At 63.8% G+C, this 20,565-nt stretch carries 16 protein-coding genes; 12 read left to right on the top strand and 4 right to left on the bottom strand.

Annotated elements, in window-relative coordinates; all coding sequences use genetic code 11:
* Window positions 1-5: 5 nt before the first annotated feature.
* The 9 genes from murD (at window position 6) to lpxC (ending at window position 10,438) form a co-directional block, all read left to right on the top strand.
* A complete protein-coding gene (gene murD, locus H7993_RS08320) occupies window positions 6-1,352 on the top strand; it encodes a UDP-N-acetylmuramoyl-L-alanine--D-glutamate ligase (protein WP_185794031.1) in 1,347 nt (448 codons plus the stop codon).
* Window positions 1,349-2,563, top strand: coding sequence for a putative lipid II flippase FtsW (gene ftsW / locus H7993_RS08315; protein ID WP_122479466.1), 1,215 nt, complete (start codon window positions 1,349-1,351; stop codon window positions 2,561-2,563). The genes murD and ftsW overlap by 4 nt, the downstream gene beginning before the upstream one ends.
* Window positions 2,553-3,629, top strand: a complete 1,077-nt coding sequence (gene murG / locus H7993_RS08310) for an undecaprenyldiphospho-muramoylpentapeptide beta-N-acetylglucosaminyltransferase (protein ID WP_122713416.1) — start codon at window positions 2,553-2,555, stop codon at window positions 3,627-3,629. The genes ftsW and murG overlap by 11 nt, the downstream gene beginning before the upstream one ends.
* Window positions 3,622-5,067, top strand: a complete 1,446-nt coding sequence (murC, locus tag H7993_RS08305) for a UDP-N-acetylmuramate--L-alanine ligase (RefSeq protein ID WP_122713415.1) — start codon at window positions 3,622-3,624, stop codon at window positions 5,065-5,067. Before murG ends, murC begins: the two co-directional genes overlap by 8 nt.
* Entirely contained in the window at window positions 5,064-6,023 is a 960-nt protein-coding gene (locus tag H7993_RS08300) for a D-alanine--D-alanine ligase (protein ID WP_185794030.1), read from the top strand. Before murC ends, H7993_RS08300 begins: the two co-directional genes overlap by 4 nt.
* Before the next feature lie 4 nt (window positions 6,024-6,027).
* Entirely contained in the window at window positions 6,028-6,897 is an 870-nt protein-coding gene (locus tag H7993_RS08295; RefSeq protein ID WP_122479462.1) for a cell division protein FtsQ/DivIB, read from the top strand.
* 14 nt (window positions 6,898-6,911) lie between these two features.
* On the top strand, window positions 6,912-8,168 hold the full coding sequence (gene ftsA / locus H7993_RS08290; RefSeq protein WP_122479461.1) for a cell division protein FtsA: 1,257 nt from the start codon (window positions 6,912-6,914) through the stop codon (window positions 8,166-8,168).
* Between the two features lie 52 nt (window positions 8,169-8,220).
* Window positions 8,221-9,414, top strand: a complete 1,194-nt coding sequence (ftsZ, locus tag H7993_RS08285) for a cell division protein FtsZ (protein WP_049860625.1) — start codon at window positions 8,221-8,223, stop codon at window positions 9,412-9,414.
* Window positions 9,415-9,526: 112 nt separating this feature from the next.
* On the top strand, window positions 9,527-10,438 hold the full coding sequence (gene lpxC, locus H7993_RS08280; RefSeq protein WP_043186858.1) for a UDP-3-O-acyl-N-acetylglucosamine deacetylase: 912 nt from the start codon (window positions 9,527-9,529) through the stop codon (window positions 10,436-10,438).
* 97 nt (window positions 10,439-10,535) lie between these two features.
* Here lpxC and H7993_RS08275 read toward each other — a convergent pair whose 3' ends face one another.
* Window positions 10,536-10,991, bottom strand: coding sequence for a DUF721 domain-containing protein (locus tag H7993_RS08275; protein ID WP_122479460.1), 456 nt, complete (start codon window positions 10,989-10,991; stop codon window positions 10,536-10,538).
* Between the two features lie 308 nt (window positions 10,992-11,299).
* Here H7993_RS08275 and secA point away from each other — a divergent pair, with 308 nt between their 5' ends.
* The 3 genes from secA to H7993_RS08260 all read left to right on the top strand — a co-directional run bounded on the left by secA (window position 11,300) and on the right by H7993_RS08260 (window position 16,496).
* On the top strand, window positions 11,300-14,041 hold the full coding sequence (gene secA, locus H7993_RS08270) for a preprotein translocase subunit SecA (protein WP_185794029.1): 2,742 nt from the start codon (window positions 11,300-11,302) through the stop codon (window positions 14,039-14,041).
* A 225-nt stretch (window positions 14,042-14,266) separates the two neighbouring features.
* Window positions 14,267-15,484: a bifunctional glutamate N-acetyltransferase/amino-acid acetyltransferase ArgJ gene (argJ, locus tag H7993_RS08265; RefSeq protein WP_185794028.1), complete on the top strand. Its 1,218-nt coding sequence runs from the start codon at window positions 14,267-14,269 to the stop codon at window positions 15,482-15,484.
* Window positions 15,485-15,551: 67 nt separating this feature from the next.
* The gene (locus tag H7993_RS08260; protein ID WP_185794027.1) at window positions 15,552-16,496 is read left to right on the top strand and encodes a Nudix family hydrolase; all 945 of its coding nucleotides are present in this window, start codon (window positions 15,552-15,554) and stop codon (window positions 16,494-16,496) included.
* 98 nt (window positions 16,497-16,594) lie between these two features.
* Here the strand turns inward: H7993_RS08260 and H7993_RS08255 are convergent, their stop codons facing one another.
* The 3 genes from H7993_RS08255 to H7993_RS08245 form a co-directional block, all read right to left on the bottom strand.
* A complete protein-coding gene (locus H7993_RS08255) occupies window positions 16,595-17,155 on the bottom strand; it encodes a cob(I)yrinic acid a,c-diamide adenosyltransferase (RefSeq protein WP_185794026.1) in 561 nt (186 codons plus the stop codon).
* A 2-nt stretch (window positions 17,156-17,157) separates the two neighbouring features.
* Window positions 17,158-19,173: an ATP-binding protein gene (locus tag H7993_RS08250; protein ID WP_185794025.1), complete on the bottom strand. Its 2,016-nt coding sequence runs from the start codon at window positions 19,171-19,173 to the stop codon at window positions 17,158-17,160.
* A gap of 278 nt (window positions 19,174-19,451) precedes the next feature.
* Complete coding sequence (locus H7993_RS08245; RefSeq protein ID WP_185794024.1) at window positions 19,452-20,429, bottom strand: putative 2-dehydropantoate 2-reductase; 978 nt, start codon at window positions 20,427-20,429, stop codon at window positions 19,452-19,454.
* Window positions 20,430-20,565 lie beyond the last annotated feature (136 nt).

Raw genomic sequence — 20,565 nt, 5'->3', positions numbered from 1 at the left:
AACGAGTGTCTCTGATCGCTTCTTCCCACTTCCGCATCGTTGTCGGCCTCGGCAAGAGCGGCATGTCGCTGGTGCGCTTCCTGGCGCGCCAGGGCGTGGCGTTTGCCGTGGCCGACACGCGAGCAGCGCCGCCGGAACTGGCGACGCTACAGCGTGACTATCCCCAGGTGGAAGTGCGTTGCGGCGAGCTGGACGTGGAGTTCCTGTGCCGCGCCGACGAGCTCTACGTGAGCCCCGGCCTGGCGCTGGCGACCCCCGCCCTGCAACAGGCGGCGGCGCGCGGCGTGCACCTGTCCGGCGACATCGACCTGTTCGCCCGGCATGCCAAGGCGCCGATCGTGGCGATCACCGGCTCCAATGCCAAGAGCACCGTGACCACCCTGGTTGGCGAGATGGCGGTTGCGGCTGGCAAGCGCGTGGCCGTGGGCGGCAACCTCGGCGAGCCGGCGCTCGATCTGCTCGCTGACGACGTCGAGTTGTACGTGCTGGAGTTGTCGAGCTTCCAGCTGGAAACCACCCATCAGCTCAATGCCGAAGTGGCTACAGTGCTCAACGTCAGTGAAGACCACATGGATCGCTACAGCGGCCTGCCGCCCTATCACCTGGCCAAGCACAGGATTTTCCGTGGCGCGCGCAAGTTCGTCTTCAATCGTCAGGACGCCCTGAGCCGGCCGCTGATCGGCGAAGGCATGCCGTGCTGGACCTTCGGCTTGAACAAGCCGGACTTCAAGGCCTTCGGCCTGCGCGAGGAAGACGGGCAGAAGTACCTGGCCTACGAGTTCGAGAACCTGATGCCGGTCAGCGCGCTCAAGGTGCGTGGCGCGCACAACCAGGCCAATGCCCTGGCCGCGCTCTCTCTGGGACACGCGGTAGGTCTGCCGTTCGACGCCATGCTGGCCAGCCTGCGTGAATTCACCGGGCTGACGCACCGTTGCCAGTGGCTGCGCGAGCGCGATGGCGTGGCCTGGTACGACGACTCCAAGGCCACCAACGTCGGCGCCGCCATTGCCGCCATCGAAGGCCTGGGCGCCGATATCGACGGCAAGTTGGTGCTGATCGCCGGTGGCGACGGCAAGGGCGCCGATTTCACCGCGCTGGGCAAGCCCATCCAGCGTCACTGCCGGGCACTGGTGCTGTTGGGCCGCGATGCCCCGCGCATCGCCGCCGTGGCCGGGCCGGGCGTTCCACAAGTTACCGTTGCCTCGATCGAGGAAGCGGTTCAGCAGTGTGCCGAACTGGCGCAGCCCGGCGATGCCGTGCTGCTGTCACCGGCCTGCGCGAGTCTGGACATGTTCAAGAATTACGAAGAACGCGGGCGGCGGTTCGCCCAGGCAGTGGAGGGCTTGTCATGATCTTTGGTGTCATCAAGCCATTTCCTTCGCCGCTGATCAGTGGCCGCGGGATCGACATCGACTTCGCCATGCTCGCGGGCTGCCTGGCATTGCTCGGCCTGGGCCTGGTGATGATCACCTCGGCCTCTTCGGAAGTAGCTGCGGTCAACTCGGGCAATTCGCTGTCGATGATGATCCGGCATCTGGTCTACCTGGTGATCGGTATCGGTACCTGCATCGTCACCATGATGGTACCCATCGCCACCTGGCAGCGCCTGGGCGGTACGCTGCTGATCGCCGCCTTCGGCTTGCTGGTGATGGTGCTGTTGCCCGGCATTGGTCGCGAAGTGAACGGTTCGATGCGCTGGATCGGCTTCGGCATGTTCAACGTGCAGCCCTCGGAAATCGCCAAGGTGTTCGTGGTGATCTTCCTGGCCGGCTATCTGGTGCGTCGCCAGCAGGAAGTCCGCGACAGCTGGATGGGCTTCTTCAAGCCGTTCTTCGTCCTGTTGCCGATGGCCGGGCTGCTGCTGATGGAGCCGGACTTCGGCGCCACGGTGGTGATGATGGGCGCAGCGGCGGCGATGCTGTTCCTCGGTGGGGTGGGCCTGTTCCGCTTCGCCTTGATGGTGGCTCTGGCGGTCGGTGCGGTGTTCGTGCTGGTCCAGGCGCAGCCGTACCGCATGGCGCGGCTGATCACCTTCACCGACCCGTGGAGCGACCAGTTCGGCTCGGGCTATCAATTGACCCAGGCACTGATCGCCTTTGGCCGTGGCCAGTGGTTCGGCGTTGGCCTGGGCAACAGCGTGCAGAAGCAGTTCTACCTGCCCGAAGCGCATACCGACTTCGTGTTCTCGGTGCTGGCCGAGGAGCTGGGTGTGATCGGTTCACTGTGCACCGTGGCCCTGTTCGTGTTCGTCTGTATCCGCGGCATGTACATCGGTTACTGGGCCGAGCGGGCCAAACAGTATTTCGCCGCGTACGTGGCCTATGGACTGTCGTTCCTGTGGATCGGCCAATTCCTGATCAACATCGGCGTGAACGTCGGCCTGCTGCCGACCAAGGGTCTGACCTTGCCGTTTCTCAGCTACGGCGGCAGTTCGCTGGTGATCTGCTGCGCCTGTCTGGGGCTGCTGCTGCGCATCGAATGGGAAAGCCGTTCGCACCTGGGCAGCGAAGAAGTGGAATTCAGCGAGAGCGATTTCGCCGAGGAGACGCCCCATGGCCGGTAAAGGCAATGTGCTGATCATGGCGGGCGGTACCGGGGGCCATGTGTTCCCGGCGCTGGCCTGCGCACGGGAATTCCAGGCGCGCGGTTTCAGCGTGCACTGGCTGGGCACGCCGCGCGGGATCGAGAACGAGCTGGTGCCTGCCAATGGCCTGCCACTGCACCTGATCGATGTCAGCGGTGTGCGCGGCAAGAGCCGGCTGGCTCTGCTCAAGGCGCCGTTCGCCATTTGCAAGGCCGTGTTCCAGGCGCGCCGCATCATCGCCCGGCTGCAGCCGGTGTGCGTGGTCGGCTTCGGTGGTTACCTGACCGGCCCCGGTGGCGTCGCCGCGCGGCTGGCCGGCGTGCCGGTGATCGTGCACGAGCAGAATGCCGTGGCCGGTACCGCCAATCGCCTGTTGGTGCCTTTCGCCAGCCGGGTCTGCGAAGCTTTCCCCGACACCTTCGCCGCCTCGGCCAAGCGTCGGACCACCGGCAACCCGGTGCGTACCGAACTGTTCATGGAAACCCCGCGCCAGGCACTCATCGGTCGCCAACCGCGCCTGCTGGTACTGGGTGGCAGCCTGGGCGCCGAGCCGCTGAACAAGCTGCTGCCCGAAGCCCTGGCTCAGGTGCCTGCGCAGTATCGGCCAGAGGTGTTCCACCAGGCCGGCAAGCAACACGATGAAATCACCGCCGAGCGTTACCGCACCGCCGGTGTCGAGGCGCAGGTCGCCCCGTTCATCAAGGATATGGCCCAGGCGTATGGCTGGGCCGACCTGGTGGTTTGTCGCGCGGGTGCGTTGACCATCAGCGAGTTGGCGGCCGCCGGCCTGCCGTCGTTGCTGGTGCCTTTGCCCCACGCGATCGACGACCACCAGACTCGCAATGCCGATTATCTGGCTCGCGAAGGCGCTGCCTTCCTGATGCCACAAGCGACAACCGGCGCGGCACAGCTTGCCGAGCGCCTGAAAGAGGTTTTGATGCAACCCGAAAAACTCCTGAGCATGGCGAGCACTGCCCGCCGCCTGGCCAAACCCGATGCCACGCGCAATGTGGTCGACGTCTGCCTGGAGGTGGCCCATGGTTGAGAACCAGAGAGCCATTCCGCAACCGGAAATGCGCCGTATCCGTCGTATCCACTTCGTCGGTATCGGTGGCGTGGGCATGTGCGGCATCGCCGAGGTGCTGTTGAACCTGGGCTACGATGTGTCCGGTTCCGACCTCAAGGCTTCGCCCGTGACCGAGCGACTGACGTCGTTCGGCGCGCAGATTTTCATCGGCCACCGTGCCGAGAACGCCGCCAGCGCCGACGTGCTGGTGGTGTCGAGTGCGGTCAACACCAGCAACCCGGAAGTCGCCACCGCGCTGGAGCGGCGGATTCCAGTGGTGCCGCGTGCCGAGATGCTGGCCGAGCTGATGCGCTATCGGCACGGCATCGCCGTGGCCGGCACCCATGGCAAGACCACCACCACCAGCCTGATCGCCTCGGTGTTCGCGGCCGGTGGCCTGGACCCGACATTCGTCATCGGCGGCCGGCTCAATGCGGCCGGCACCAATGCCCAGTTGGGCACCAGCCGCTACCTGATCGCCGAGGCCGACGAGTCGGACGCCAGCTTCCTGCACCTGCAGCCGCTGGTGGCCGTCGTCACCAACATCGACGCCGATCACATGGCGACCTACGGCAACGACTTCAACGTTCTGAAGAAGACCTTCGTCGAGTTCCTGCACAACCTGCCGTTCTACGGATTGGCCGTGGTGTGCCTGGATGACCCGGTCGTGCGCGAGATCCTCCCGCAGATCGCGCGGCCGACCTTGACCTACGGCATCAGCGAAGAGGCCGACGTGCGTGCCATCAACGTGCGCCAGCAGGGCATGCTGACCCACTTCACGGTGCTGCGCCGCGACCGCGAGCCGCTCAACGTGTCGGTCAACATGCCGGGCAACCACAACGTGCTCAACGCCCTGGCGACGATTGCCATTGCCACCGATGAAGGCATCAGCGACAGCGCGATCGTCCAGGGCCTCTCCGGCTTCCAGGGCGTGGGTCGACGTTTCCAGGTGTATGGCGAATTGCCGGTCGAAGGCGGCAGCGTGATGCTGGTCGACGACTACGGTCATCACCCTCGCGAAGTGGCGGCAGTGATCAGCGCCGTGCGCGGTGGCTGGCCCGATAAACGTCTGGTGATGGTATATCAGCCGCACCGTTTCAGCCGCACGCGTGACCTGTACGACGATTTCGTACAGGTGCTTGCCGACGCCAATGTGCTGCTGCTGATGGAGGTCTACCCGGCCGGCGAAGAACCCATCCCCGGCGCCGACAGCCGTCAGCTGTGCCACAGCATCCGCCAGCGCGGCCAGTTGGACCCTATCTACATCGAACGCGGCGTCGAGCTGGCGCCACTGGTCAAGCCGCTGCTGCGCGCAGGCGACATCCTGCTGTGCCAGGGTGCCGGTGACATCGGCGGGCTTGCCCCGCAGTTGCTCAAAAGCCCGCTGTTCGCGCAGGCCTCGGAGAAATCGCAATGAACATTCTGGATTCCAACACCCTGCGCTCGCAGATCATGCCCAGTGACTTCGGTCGCGTGGCCGTGCTCTACGGCGGCAAGAGCGCCGAGCGCGAGGTGTCGCTGAAGTCGGGCGCCGCGTGCCTGCAGGCCTTGCAGAGCGCCGGGGTGGACGCGTTCGGCATCGAAGTTGGCGACGACCTGCTGGCCCGCCTGCAGGCGGAGAAGATCGACCGTGCGTTCATCATCCTCCATGGCCGCGGCGGCGAAGACGGCAGCATGCAAGGGTTGCTCGAGTGCCTGGGCATCCCCTACACCGGCAGCGGCATCCTTGCCAGCGCCTTGGCGATGGACAAATTGCGCACCAAGCAGGTGTGGCAGAGCCTCGGCCTGCCGACCCCGTCGCACGCCGTGCTGGCCAGCGAGCAGGATTGTATTTTTGCCGCTGGGGAACTGGGCTTCCCTTTGATCGTCAAACCCGCCCATGAAGGTTCAAGCATCGGGATGGCCAAGGTGAACAGCGTCGACGAACTGGTCGTCGCCTGGAAAGCCGCCAGCACCTACGATTCGCAAGTGCTGGTCGAACAATGGGTCCACGGCCCCGAGTTCACCGTCGCGACGCTGCGTGGCCAGATGCTGCCTGCGATTGCGCTGGGCACGCCCCACACGTTCTACGACTACGACGCCAAGTACGTCGCCAACGATACCCAGTACCGCATCCCCTGCGGCCTTGCTCCCGCCAAGGAACAGGAACTCACCGAACTCTGCGCCCGCGCCTGCGATGCCATCGGCATCCAGGGCTGGGGGCGTGTGGATGTGATGCAGGACCAGCAGGGCCGTTTCTGGCTGCTGGAAGTCAACACCGCTCCAGGCATGACCGATCACAGCCTGGTGCCCATGGCGGCGAACGCGGCTGGCCTGGATTTCCAGCAGTTGGTGCTGGCGATTCTGGCTGCCAGTTGCAAGGCGCGAGGTTAAGACCATGCACGGCCCAATGATTCGCCATCAGTCACCCGCCATCGGCCGCAACAAGCCGGTGCCGCGTGGCGCCAGCCGTATGGTGGCCAAGGAGCCACTGTCGGTGCGCCTGCCCAAGGCCAATTTCAGCATCTTCAGGAAGCTGATGTGGCCGGTGCTGTTGGTGGGTCTGGGCTTTGGCACCTACGAAGGTGCCCAGTACCTTATGCCCTACGCCGATCGCCCGATCACCAAGGTGTCTGTACAGGGCGACCTGGCCTACATCAACCAGCAGTCGGTGCAGGAGCGCATCCAGCCTTATGTCGGCATGACGTTCTTCAGCATCGACCTGACCCGCATGCGCACCGAGCTGGAAACCATGCCCTGGATCGCCCACGCCGAAGTGCGTCGAGTGTGGCCCGACCAGGTGGTGATCCGCCTGGAGGAGCAACTGCCGGTCGCGCGCTGGGGCAACGAATCGCTGCTCAACAACCAGGGCCAGGCGTTCGCGCCTCGCGAACTGGGCAACTACGAACACTTGCCGCAGTTGTTCGGCCCGGTACGGGCCCAACAGCAGGTGATGCAGCAATACCAGGTGCTGAGTCAGATGTTGCGTCCACTGGGCTATTCGGTTGCCCGACTGGAACTGACCGAACGCGGCAGCTGGTTTCTCACCACAGGCGCAGGAAGCGCCGGCCCGGGCATCGAGCTGTTGCTGGGACGTGACCACTTGCTGGAAAAAATGCGCCGCTTTATCGCCATTTACGACAAGACACTCAAAGACCAGATCACGAATATCGCGCGTATCGACCTGCGCTATGCAAACGGCCTGGCCGTGGGCTGGCGTGAACCGAGCGCCCCGACTGCGGACAAGCCCGCCGTCGCGAAGAATTGACAAGAGGCAGGACCATGGCAAACGTTCAAAGCGGCAAAATGATCGTCGGGCTGGACATCGGCACCTCCAAGGTGGTGGCGCTGGTGGGCGAGGTGGCAGCCGACGGTACGCTGGACATCGTCGGGATCGGTACCCACCCCTCGCGCGGCCTGAAGAAGGGCGTGGTGGTGAACATCGAGTCGACCGTGGCGTCGATCCAGCGCGCGGTCGAGGAAGCCCAGCTGATGGCCGGTTGCCGCATTCACTCGGCGTTCGTCGGCGTCGCCGGTAACCACATCCGCAGCCTGAACTCCCATGGTATCGTGGCCATTCGCGACCGCGAGGTCAGCACCGCTGACCTGGAGCGGGTTCTGGACGCGGCCCAGGCCGTGGCGATTCCCGCCGATCAGCGCGTATTGCACACCCTGCCGCAGGACTACGTGATCGACAACCAGGAAGGCGTGCGCGAGCCTCTGGGGATGTCCGGCGTGCGTCTGGAAGCCAAGGTCCATGTGGTCACCTGCGCCGTCAACGCGGCGCAGAACATCGAGAAGTGCGTGCGCCGCTGCGGCCTGGAAATCGACGACATCATTCTCGAGCAGCTGGCCTCGGCCTATTCGGTGCTGACCGATGACGAGAAAGAGCTGGGTGTCTGCCTGGTCGACATCGGCGGCGGCACCACCGATATCGCCATCTTCACCGAAGGCGCCATTCGCCACACCGCGGTCATTCCCATCGCGGGCGATCAGGTCACCAACGACATCGCCATGGCCCTGCGCACACCGACGCAGTACGCCGAAGAAATCAAGATCCGTTACGCCTGTGCCTTGGCCAAGTTGGCCGGCGCCGGCGAAACCATCAAGGTGCCCAGTGTCGGCGACCGTCCTCCGCGCGAGCTGTCGCGCCAGGCGCTGGCCGAAGTCGTCGAGCCGCGCTACGACGAGCTGTTCACCCTGATTCAGGCCGAGCTGCGTCGCAGCGGCTACGAAGACCTCATCCCGGCCGGCATCGTGCTGACCGGTGGTACGGCAAAAATGGAAGGCGCGGTCGAGCTGGCCGAAGAAATCTTCCACATGCCGGTGCGCCTGGGCGTACCGCATAGCGTGCGGGGGCTGAGCGACGTCATCAGCAACCCGATCTATTCCACCGGCGTGGGCCTGCTGATGTATGGCCTGCAGAAACAGTCCGATGGCTTGAACCTGTCAGGTATCAGCAACAGCGGCAATTACAGCGATGACACCAAGGCTCCGGTGCTGGAACGGCTGAAGCGTTGGGTGCAAGGCAATTTCTGATTCAAAACGGCAGTAGCGGTAGGCGCACACAAATAGAGAAAGGAGAGGGCACATGTTCGAACTCGTAGACAACATCCCGCAAAGCCCGGTAATCAAGGTTATCGGTGTCGGCGGCGGCGGCGGCAACGCCGTCAACCACATGGTCAAGAGCAACATCGAAGGCGTTGAATTCATCTGCGCCAACACCGATGCTCAGGCACTCAAGAACATCGGCGCGCGCACCATCCTGCAACTGGGTACCGGCGTGACCAAGGGCCTGGGCGCTGGCGCCAACCCTGAAGTCGGCCGTCAGGCCGCGATGGAAGACCGCGAGCGCATCGCCGAAGTGCTGCAAGGCACCAACATGGTCTTCATCACCACCGGCATGGGCGGCGGTACCGGTACCGGTGCTGCGCCGATCATCGCCGAAGTGGCCAAGGAAATGGGCATCCTGACCGTTGCGGTCGTGACCCGTCCGTTCCCGTTCGAAGGCCGCAAGCGCATGCAGATCGCCGACGAAGGCATTCGCATGCTGTCCGAAAGCGTCGACTCGTTGATCACCATTCCCAACGAGAAGCTGCTGACAATCCTGGGCAAGGACGCCAGCCTGCTGTCGGCGTTCGCCAAGGCCGACGACGTGCTGGCCGGTGCCGTTCGCGGTATCTCCGACATCATCAAGCGTCCGGGCATGATCAACGTCGACTTCGCCGACGTTCGTACCGTGATGAGCGAAATGGGCATGGCGATGATGGGGACCGGCTGCGCCAGCGGCCCGAACCGCGCGCGCGAGGCCACCGAAGCGGCCATTCGCAACCCGCTGCTCGAGGACGTCAACCTGCAGGGCGCTCGCGGCATTCTGGTCAACATCACCGCAGGTCCCGACCTGTCGCTGGGTGAATACTCCGACGTGGGTAGCATCATCGAAGCGTTCGCCTCCGACCACGCGATGGTCAAGGTGGGTACCGTCATCGACCCGGACATGCGCGACGAGCTGCACGTGACCGTCGTGGCCACCGGCCTGGGCGCGAAGATCGAGAAACCTGTGAAGGTCATCGATAACACCATGCAGACCGCAGCGCAGACGCCGCCACCGTCGCAGCAGCCGGCTCGCCAGGACGCACCGTCGGTGAACTACCGCGACCTGGATCGTCCGACCGTGATGCGCAACCAGGCCCACGCCGGTGCTGCCGCAGCGGCCAAGCTGAACCCACAGGATGACCTGGATTATCTGGACATCCCGGCCTTCCTGCGTCGTCAGGCCGATTGATGCAATTTATCAGGGGTATTAGGGTGATTGGTGTTCAGCAAAGGTTCGGTCTGCTATCATCGCCAGCCTTTGTTGATACCAGTTCGCAATTTGCGCTGAAGCGGCCAATGCCATGATTAAACAACGCACCCTGAAGAATATTATCCGTGCCACAGGCGTCGGTCTGCACTCCGGTGAGAAGGTCTACCTGACCTTGAAGCCTGCGCCCGTGGATACCGGCATCGTGTTCTGCCGTGTCGACCTTGATCCGGTCGTGCAGATTCCTGCGCGCGCCCACAATGTCGGCGCTACCACGATGTCCACCACTTTGGTCAATGGCGATGTCAAGGTCGATACCGTAGAGCATCTACTGTCGGCCATGGCGGGCCTGGGAATCGATAACGCCTACGTCGAGCTCTCCGCGTCCGAAGTGCCGATCATGGATGGCAGCGCCGGACCCTTCGTATTCCTGATTCAATCGGCTGGCCTGGAAGAACAGGACGCGCCGAAGAAATTCATCCGCATCCTGCGTGAAGTGACAGTGACGGAGGGCGACAAGCGCGCCACCTTCCTGCCTTTCGAAGGTTTCAAGGTGAGCTTCGAGATAGATTTCGATCATCCTGTGTTCAAGGATCGCACCCAGAGTGCCAGTGTCGACTTCTCCAGCACGTCCTTCGTGAAGGAAGTCAGTCGCGCTCGCACGTTCGGTTTCATGAGCGACCTTGAGTACCTGCGCAAGCACAATCGTGCACTGGGCGGCAGCGTCGAGAACGCTATCGTGGTGGACGAGGCAGGCGTCATGAACGAGGACGGTCTTCGTTACGAAGACGAGTTCGTCAAGCACAAGATCCTCGATGCAATCGGCGATCTCTATCAGCTGGGCAACAGCCTGATTGGCGAATTCCGTGGCTACAAGTCGGGCCACGCACTGAACAACCAGCTTCTGCGTCGTCTGCTCGAGCAGGACGATGCGTGGGAAGTGGTCACGTTCGAAGATGCCAGTACGGTACCGATCTCCTACATGCGGCCAGCTGCGTTGGGTTGATACAACCTCTCTTTTCTGGTTACACATTTTATAGGCCACCCATTGGGTGGCTTTTTTTTGCGTGGCGTTCGGGATGCCCAGGGCATTGCCAGCGGGTTCAGCGCACGCGTTTGGCGTGGGCTGCCAGGCGCTCCAGCGCGGCGCGCAGATTCGGATCGCTGATGCCGTCGGCGGTGGCCTGAATGTTCTCGCCCGCGCCGATGGACAGATCGATGCTGCGCTCTCCGGCCTTGCTCTGCACCGTGGGCGGCTGCACCTTGAACAGGATACGGGTCAGGCTGCCGAATTCCTCCAGGGCCTGCAGGTCGCGCTGCAGGCGCTTTTGCTGATAGCGCAGGCGCGTAGCCCAGTGGCCGTCGGTGACGATCAGCAACAGGCTGCCTTCGCGCCACGAGGCAACGTAGCAATGCTCGCGCGCCGCAGGCTGCAGCTGGCTCTCGAGCAGGCGCTGCAGGTGCGACAGGCGCTGGGCATGGCTGAACAAGGCCTTGAGCGGCTTGGCTTCGCGCAGCAGCACCGCTGGAGCCCGGGCGGGAAGGGGCCGAAAGACCATGGAGATACACCTGAGGTTACAGAGTCGGCATGTTAACAGAATCCCTTGTCGTCACCGTTTTACGTGGGTACACCGGCGGGCCTGTGAACGTTCGAATAGATGACATCTGCAGCTTGCGGGTTGAAGTTGGCGAAAAAGCCCTTATTGTAAAACCGCCCCGTCACAACGCTGTGCCAGCATCGTGGACATCGCGCCACTTTCCTCTCCATCGTTTCCGGGTAGAATGCTCGTTCGCATGCGGCCATGAGGGCTGCACGGGCGACTCACGGGGCCGCCCTCCATCCCTATGTGTGGAAGATCCTGCCAATATGTTTGCGCCTTTGTTAAAGAAACTTTTTGGAAGCAAGAACGAGCGTGAAGTACGACGCATGCTCAAGACGGTACAAGCCGTCAATGCCTTCGAAGAGCAGATGGTGGCCCTTTCGGACGAGCAGCTGCGCGCCAAGACCGCAGAGTTCAAGGCCCGCCTGGCAAAAGGCGAGACCCTCGACCAACTGCTGCCCGAAGCTTTCGCCGTGTGCCGCGAAGCCGGCAAGCGCGTCATGGGCATGCGGCACTTCGATGTCCAGCTGATCGGCGGCCTCACCCTGCACGAAGGCATGATCGCCGAAATGCGTACAGGTGAAGGCAAGACCCTGGTGGCGACCCTGGGCGTTTACCTCAATGCGCTGTCCGGCAAGGGCGTGCATGTGGTCACGGTCAACGACTACCTGGCCCGTCGCGACGCCAACTGGATGCGTCCGCTGTACGAGTACCTGGGCCTGACCGTGGGCGTGGTCACGCCGTTCGCGCCGCCGGACGAGAAGCGTCTGGCCTACGCCGCCGACATCACCTACGGCACCAACAACGAATTCGGTTTCGACTATTTGCGCGACAACATGGCGTTCAGCATGGAAGAGAAATTCCAGCGCGAGCTGAATTTCGCCGTGATCGACGAAGTCGACTCCATCCTCATCGACGAAGCCCGCACGCCGCTGATCATTTCCGGTCAGGCCGAGGACAGCTCCAAGCTGTACACCGAAATCAACCGCCTGATTCCGCAACTCGAGCAGCACATCGAGGAAGTGGAAGGTCAGGTAACCAAGGAAGGCCACTACAGCATCGACGAGAAGACCCGCCAGGTCGAACTCAACGAAGCCGGCCACCAGTACATCGAGGAAATGCTCACCCGCGCCGGTCTGCTGGCCGAGGGCGAGAGCCTTTATTCGGCGCACAACCTGGGCCTGCTGACCCACGTGTATGCCGGCCTGCGTGCGCACAAGCTGTTCAACCGCAACGTCGAGTACATCGTCCAGGACGGCCAGATCCTGCTGGTCGACGAGCACACCGGTCGTACCATGCCGGGCCGTCGCCTGTCCGAGGGCCTGCACCAGGCCATCGAGGCCAAGGAAAATCTGAACATTCAGGCCGAGAGCCAGACGCTCGCCTCGACCACGTTCCAGAACTACTTCCGCCTGTACAACAAACTGTCGGGCATGACCGGTACGGCCGATACCGAGGCGTTCGAATTCGCCCAGATCTATCAGCTCAACGTGATGGTCATTCCGCCGAACAAGCCGCTCGCGCGCAAGGACTTCAACGACCTGGTGTACCTGACTGCGGACGAGAAATACGCCGCCATCGTCACCGACATCAAGGAAAGCATGGCCCAGGGCCGGCCGGTGCTGGTGGGTACGGCCACCATCGAAACCTCCGAGCACATGTCGCGCCTGCTCAACCAGGAAGGCATCGAGCACAAGGTGCTCAACGCCAAGTTCCACGAGAAGGAAGCCGAGATCATCGCGCAGGCCGGTCGTCCAGGTGCGCTGACCATTGCCACCAACATGGCCGGCCGTGGTACCGACATTCTTCTGGGCGGCAACTGGGAGGTCGAAGTGGCTTCCCTCGAGGACCCGTCGCCGGAGCAGATTGCCCAGATCAAGGCCGACTGGCAGAAGCGTCACCAGCAGGTGCTCGAATCCGGTGGCCTGCATGTGATCGCCTCCGAGCGTCACGAATCACGCCGTATCGACAATCAGTTGCGTGGCCGTGCCGGTCGCCAGGGTGATGCCGGTTCCAGCCGCTTCTACCTGTCGCTGGAAGACAGCCTGATGCGCATCTTCGCATCCGACCGGGTGAAGAACTTCATGAAGGCGCTGGGCATGCAGTCCGGTGAAGCCATCGAACATCGCATGGTGACCAACGCCATCGAAAAGGCCCAGCGCAAGGTCGAAGGCCGCAACTTCGACATTCGCAAGCAATTGCTCGAATTCGACGACGTCGCCAACGAGCAGCGCAAGGTCATCTACCACATGCGCAACAGTCTGCTGGCGTCCGACAACGTCGGTGACACCATTGCCGACTTCCGCCAGGAAGTGCTGGGCCAGCTGTTCGCCCAGCACATTCCGCCACAGTCGCTGCCCGAGCAGTGGGACGTGGCCGGTCTGGAAGCGGCGCTGCAGACCGATTTCGGTGTGAGCCTGCCGATCCAGCAGTGGCTGGACGCCGACGACAAGCTCTACGAAGAAACGCTGCGCGAGAAAGTCATGGCCGAGCTGCTGGCGGCCTACACCGAGAAGGAAGACCAGGCCAGCGCCGATGCGTTGCGCACCTTCGAGAAGCAGATCCTGCTGCGCGTGCTCGATGACCTGTGGAAAGATCACCTGTCGACCATGGACCACCTGCGTCACGGTATCCACCTGCGCGGCTACGCCCAGAAGAACCCGAAGCAGGAATACAAGCGCGAGTCGTTCAGCCTGTTCCAGGAGCTGCTGGATTCGATCAAGCGCGACACCATCCGTGTGCTTTCCCACGTTCAGGTGCGCCGCGAAGATCCGGTCGAGGAAGAGGCTCGTCTGCGTCGCGATGCCGAGGAGCTGGCTGCGCGCATGCAGTTCGAACACGCTCCTGCGCCAGGCCTGGATCAGCCCGAAGCCTTGGCGGAGGACGCCGAAGTGATTGCCGCCACGGTGTCGGAGCCGGTGCGCAATGACCAGAAACTGGGCCGCAACGAGCTGTGCTGGTGTGGTTCAGGCAAGAAGTTCAAGCATTGCCACGGCAAGATCGACTGATCGCCGCACATTGCTTCAAGCAGTAGCACGCCGCGACTGACGCCGGCTCCCCGTAGGAGCGGTCAGTGGCCGCGAAAAGTACGACACGGTGTGGCAGGTTACCGCGTCGTCTGTTTCGCGGCCGCTGACCGCTCCTGCGGTGGATTTCGGTGATCCGATCGCGGCGTTCGTCCATTCAATGGCGGCGTCGACGCTACGCCGTACAGTCTTCAAAGGAGTGCTCACATGGCTGTTGGTCTTGGTCCACTGCCCACGCTGCATGCGGTTCCCGGTTTCGAGCTGGGCATCTCCAGCGCCGGCATCAAACGCCCCGGCCGCAAGGACGTGGTGGTCATGCGCTGCGCCGAGGGTTCCAGCGTCGCTGGCGTGTTCACCCTGAATGCGTTCTGTGCGGCACCGGTCATCGTCTCCCGGCAGCGCGTGGGCGGCGCTGTGCGTTACCTGCTGACCAACACCGGCAATGCCAACGCCGGTACCGGTGAGCCCGGCCTGGCTGCCGCCGAGCGCACCACGGCGCGGCTCGCCGAATTGGCCGGGGTGGACGCCAGCGCCGTGCTGCCGTTTTCCACCGGAGTGATCGGCGAGCCTCTGCCCGTGGAGAAGATCGAAGGGGCCCTGCAGGCCGCTCTCGACGACCTGTCGGTGGATAACTGGGCCGCCGCGGCCACTGGCATCATGACCACCGATACCCTGCCCAAAGGCGCCAGCCGCCAGTTCCAGCACGACGGCGTGACGGTCACCGTGACCGGGATCAGCAAAGGTGCGGGCATGATCCGGCCAAATATGGCGACCATGCTTGGCTACATTGCCACCGACGCCAAGGTCGCGCCCCACGTACTGCAGGATCTGCTGCGCGACGGCGCCAACAAGTCGTTCAACCGCATCACCATCGACGGCGACACGTCGACCAACGACTGCTGCATGCTGGTGGCTACCGGGCAGGCGGCATTGCCGGAGGTCGGCGAGGCCAGCGGCCCGTTGTTCGCGGCGCTGAAGCAGGCGGTCTTCGAAGTGTGCATGGAAGTGGCCCAGGCCATCGTGCGCGACGGTGAAGGGGCGACCAAGTTCGTCACCGTCCAGGTCAACGGCGGCAGCAACCACCAGGAATGCCTGGACGTGGCCTACACCGTGGCTCACTCGCCGCTGATCAAGACCGCCTTGTTCGCCTCCGATCCGAACTGGGGGCGCATCCTGGCGGCCGTCGGCCGTGCAGGCGTGCCGGAACTGGATGTCAGCAAGATCGATGTGTTCCTGGGCGAGGTGTGCATCGCCAGTCGTGGCGCGCGTGCGGCCACCTATACCGAGGAGCAGGGTTCGGCGGTGATGGCGCAGGCAGAAATCGGCATTCGTATCGAGCTGGGCCGCGGCGATTGCAGCGAGACCATCTGGACCACCGACCTGTCCCATGAATATGTGAAGATCAACGCCGAATACCGTACCTGACGGTCAGGCCCGGGTGTGCTCCATGGTGCACCTGGGCGTTGGTAGCTCAGTGCGGCCTGGAGAATGCGTGAAACGAGTGCATGTAGCCGCCGCGGTGATCCGTGGCGCAGATAACCGTATCTTGATTGCCCGCCGTGCCGATGCCCAGCACCAGGGCGGTTTATGGGAGTTTCCCGGCGGCAAGGTCGAGGCCGGCGAGACGGTGCAGACGGCGCTGGCGCGGGAGCTGCGCGAAGAACTGGGGATCGAGGTCGGCCAGGCGCGGCCATTGATCAAGGTGCATCACGACTATGCCGACAAGCAGGTGTTGCTGGATGTCTGGGAAGTGACCGAGTTCACTGGCCAGCCGCACGGCGTCGAAGGTCAACCCGTGGCGTGGGTCAAGGCCCGCGAGTTGCCGGGCTACGAGTTTCCGGCAGCTAATCGTCCCATCGTCGCGGCAGCGAGCCTGCCCGGTGAATATCTCATCACTCCGGATGGGCTCGATAACCCGACCTTGTTGCGCGGGATGCAGAAGGCGATTGCCGGTGGCATCAAGCTGCTGCAACTGCGTGCACCCAATGGCTACGATCCGCAGTACCGCGACCTGGCGGTGGACGCAGTGGGGTTGTGCGCCGGCAAGGCCCAGTTGATGCTCAAGGGGCCGCTGGAATGGCTGGGCGATTTCCCTTCGGCCGGTTGGCACCTGACGTCGGCGCAGTTGCGCAAGTACGCCAGCAAGGGCCGGCCGTTTCCTCAGGAGCGTTGGCTGGCGGCCTCTTGTCACGACGCCGAGGAGCTGGCGCTGGCGCGGCAGATGGGGGTGGATTTCATCACCCTGTCGCCGGTGCAACCGACCCTCACGCATCCCGATGCCCAGCCGTTGGGATGGGATCAGGCGCATGGTTTGATCGAGGGTTTCAACCAGCCGGTCTATCTACTGGGCGGGATGGGTCCGCAGGATCAGGCGAAGGCTTGGGAGATCGGCGCGCAGGGCGTCGCAGGCATCCGCGCGTTCTGGCCAACCCTGTAGCCGCCCTGGCCCCTGTAGCAGCGGCGCAAGCCGCGTCAGCTGTCCCTCAAGACCCACTGACCTGACGCGGTACTGGCGACCTGCAGCCTGCGCCACTCTCACGGCTTGGCAGGCTGCCAAAGAATCTCGGCAATAGCCTGGCGTCGAGCGATGATCCGCGCCGCCACGAACAGCAGGTCCGAAAGCCGATTGATGTACGCCAGGCTCACCGCTGACAAAGGCTCCACGGCATTGAGCTGCTGACAGCGGCGCTCGGCACTGCGTGCCAGGCTGCGACAGACATGGGCCTGGGCGATCAGCATCGAACCGCCTGGCAGAATGAAATTCTCCAACGCGCCGACTTCGTCGTTCCAGGTATCGATGGCCGTTTCCAGACGCTCCACTTCGCCAGCATCGAGTGCCTGGTACGCGGGCATGGCCAACTCACCACCCAGATCGAACAGCCGATGCTGGCAGGGCGCAAGCACCTCGTACACCTCGTTCAGGCGCGGATCTTCCGTCAATCCCGCCAGCAGCACGCCCAACTGGCTGTTCAAGGTGTCCACTTCGCCAATAGCCTCGACTCGCGGATGGTCCTTGGGCACCCGACGTCCATCGCCAAGCCCGGTTTCGCCCTGGTCGCCGGTGCGCGTGTAAATCTTCGTCAGGCGAAAGCCCATGCTCATATCTCCGTGGTGGTGAGGGGCAGCGGATTGCCGGCCAACGGCAGGCGCAGGGTGAAGCAGGTGCCCTGGCCAGGGCTGGATTGCACTTCCATCTGGCCCTTGTGGTTGTTGGTGATGATGAAGTAGGACACCGACAGGCCCAGGCCGGTGCCCTGGCCAATCTCCTTGGTGGTGAAGAAGGGCTCGAACGTACGCTTGCGTACGCTTTCGGGCATGCCCACGCCGTTGTCCTCGACCTGGATTTCCGCCCACGGCGGGCTCAGCCGGGTGCGCAGGATGATGCGCCCCGGCTCGTGCTCGTCGTTGCGCTGGTGGATGGCCTGCGCGGCGTTTTTCAGCAGGTTGAGCAGCACTTGCTCCAGCTCGTTGGCCGTGCCCGGTACCGGGCCCAGCGCCGGGTCGAACTGGCGCACGATGTTTTGTCCCTTGAAGTCGAAACCGATCGCCAGGTCGAAGTCGTTGCCGGCGATCTCCACCGCCTGGTCGATCAGGGCAGGCAGGTCGCACGGCGCCATTTCCCGCGTGCTGCGGCGGCTGAAGCTGAGCATGTGGGTGACGATCTTGGCTGCCCGTGCACCGGCCTGCTGAATGCCGTCGAGCAGCTGCGGGATTTCGCGCCCTTGCAGGTAGGCGTTCACTGCTGCCAGATCGACACCGGCATCGCTGGCCTGTTCGAGGTTCTTCGGCAGGTCGGCCGAAAGGCGGCGCCTGACGTTCTGCACGTTGTGCAGGATCGCGCCCAGGGGGTTGTTGATTTCGTGGGCCATGCCGGCGGCCAGCCCCCCCACCGAGAGCATCTTTTCCGACTGCACCATCATCTCTTCCAGGGACAGGCGCTGGGTGATGTCGTCGATGCGAATCACCACGCCGCGGCCGGCACCGCCCATCAGCGGATAGAAGGTCAGCGCGTAATGGTGTGGGGTGTCGTCCTTGACCCAGGTGACCCGCTCGATCTTGGCCACCGTGTGCTGTTCGACCGTGGTCTTGAGCTGCGGCAGGAACGGTTTGAGCGGGGCGAATGCAAGAAAGATTGGTTGATTGAGCGCCTCGTCCAGCGGTGTTCCGGAAAGTGCGCTGGCTTCCTGATTCCATTGGGTGACGTACAGCTGCTCGTCGAGGGCAATGAGTGCCGAAGGCATGGAGTCGATGATGCTGTTGAGGTAGTTCTGAAAGCCGGTGAGTTTCTTCTCGATCTTGCTGCGCACCTGGACTTCGAGTTCGAGCTTGCGGTTGGTGTGGCGAGTTTCTTCGGCCAGCCCCTGGGCCTGGTCGTAGGCGGCCTGGGACTCGTCGCGGGCACGCTTGAGTTGCTGTTCGCGGGCCTCGATGCGCGAGAGCATGGTGTTGAAGGCTTCCGCCAGGCTGCCGATCTCGTCGTGGTTGCCGCGGCCGGCGCGCAAGGCGTAGTTTTCTTCGCGGGTGACCTGGCGCGACAGCTCTTCGAGGCGATAGATGGGTTGGGTGATCAAGCGCTTGATCTGCCGGGCGATGATCATCCACAACAGCACGCTGAACACCAGGATGCCCAGGCTGGCAGTCAGGGTGCCGGTGTAGAACGCCACGGGCAGTTCGCTGCTGGCCACCAGCAGCAGATGGCCGGCACTGGGGAGAGGCACCAACTGGGTGCTGCGGAATTCGGTGGAGCGCCAGGCTTCGATGCTGGCGAAGCGGGCCGGCATCTTCAGCCGGTCGCCGTGCTGCAACTGGGCCAGGCGCTCGCCCTGGGCGTCGTAGATGGCGGCGGCGCGCAACGGGGAATAGCTGTTGAGCTCTTCGAGCAGCGCTTCGGCGTCCTGCGGCGAGCGCACCGCCCGCTGCGCAAGGCCAGGGTTGGCCAGCAGTCGGCCGATGGTCTGCAAGGCCTGGGGCGCCATGCTTTCCTGGGAAATCCAGTAGGCGGCACTGATGAACGTCAGGTTGGCGACCAGCAGGACCGTGGTCAACAGCACCAGCAGGGCCGCCAGCAGTTTCTGGCCAACCGGCAGGTTTTCGAGTCTCTGGCGCAAGGGCATTGGCGGGTCGCTTCCACGGCAGGGCAGAGCGCCAGTGTAGCAAACCTGTTTTGCAAATCCCGCGGTTCGCCTGATACACCGCGGCGCCTGTTTCGCGGCCGATGACCGCTCCTACGGAAATTGTGAGTCCCTCCGTAGGAGCGGTCGGTGGCCGCGAAGGGCGCGCTGCGGTATGCCTGATTCACCGCGCGGCTGTTTCGCGGCCACGGACCGCTCCTACGGAGATCGTGCGTCCCTCCGTAGGAGCGGTCGGTGGCCGCGAAGAGCGCGCTGCGGTCTCAGGTCTTGTTCAAGGCCCGCACCAGCCGCGCCTGCAGTGCTTGCAGATGTGGCACCTCGCAGTGCCGCTCCAACGCGGCTTGGCAGGCGTAGCCCAGCAGATAGTCGATTTCGGTGCGGCGACCCTGGTCGACGTCCTGGTACATCGAAGAGTAATTGGCAGCGGTCGCCTGGATAACCCGTTGCACTTCTTCGTGCAGCCCCTGAGCCGCGTCCACCTGCCCGCACGCGCCCAGCAGCTGTGCCAGCTCGGCGCAAAGGATGGCCACTTCGTCGTGATGGTTCGCCAACGCGCCATTGCGACAGCCGTACAGCACGGTCAGCGGGTTGATCGCGCAGTTGAGCGCCAGCTTGCGCCACAGGCGCGAATGGATACTGGGTGTCCACTGATGAGCGATGCCGGCACGCTCCAGATCGGCCAGCAAGGCTGCAGGGTGGGTGGGGCAGGCCGGGTCGGCATCGCCCAGCCAGGTAAAGCCCTGCCCGGCGAAAACCGCCTGGAAATCGGCGGCACGGTAGGCGCCTTCGGTGGTCGAGGCATAGATACAGCGCGCCTGCGGCAGCATTTCGGCCACCGCCTGCTGACTGCCCATGCCGTTCTGCAGAAGGATCACTTCGGCGCCGGGTGCCAGCCGCGCGGCGACACTGGCAATGGCCGCTTGCGCATCGTAGGCCTTGCAGGTCAGCAACAGGCGGGTGATCGCGCCCTCGGCGGCCACGTCGGTGGCCGGCAGGCAGTGAACGCTGGCCTCGCCGCTTTCGATCAAGCGCAAGCCACCGGCTGCGCGGTAGGCCTGCAGGCGCGCGGCATTGCGCAATAGCAGCTGCACCTGCAAGCCCGCGCGGGCCAGGCGGCACGCCCACAACGTACCCAGGCTGCCCGCGCCCAACACATGCCAGGATCGGGCTGCCGGCGGTTCTGCGACGACCAGCGCTGGTTCGTCGGCGGCCGCATTGCTTGGGGGGAGGTTGCGCATGTCAGGCTCGTGTGGAAAGTGATGACCCATGCCTGAATTCAAGCGGTGGGGTGGCATTTCACGATGCCGGCTCCCTTATAATGAGCGGGCATTTCAATCGTCAAGCCAGGCGTGCTCCTTCTTTCAACGAGCCGCC

The organism is Pseudomonas baltica (genome assembly GCF_014235765.1).
Lineage (GTDB): Bacteria > Pseudomonadota > Gammaproteobacteria > Pseudomonadales > Pseudomonadaceae > Aquipseudomonas > Aquipseudomonas baltica.
The sequence above is the reverse complement of the archived record's forward strand: the minus strand, read 5'-3'. Positions and strand labels throughout refer to the sequence as shown.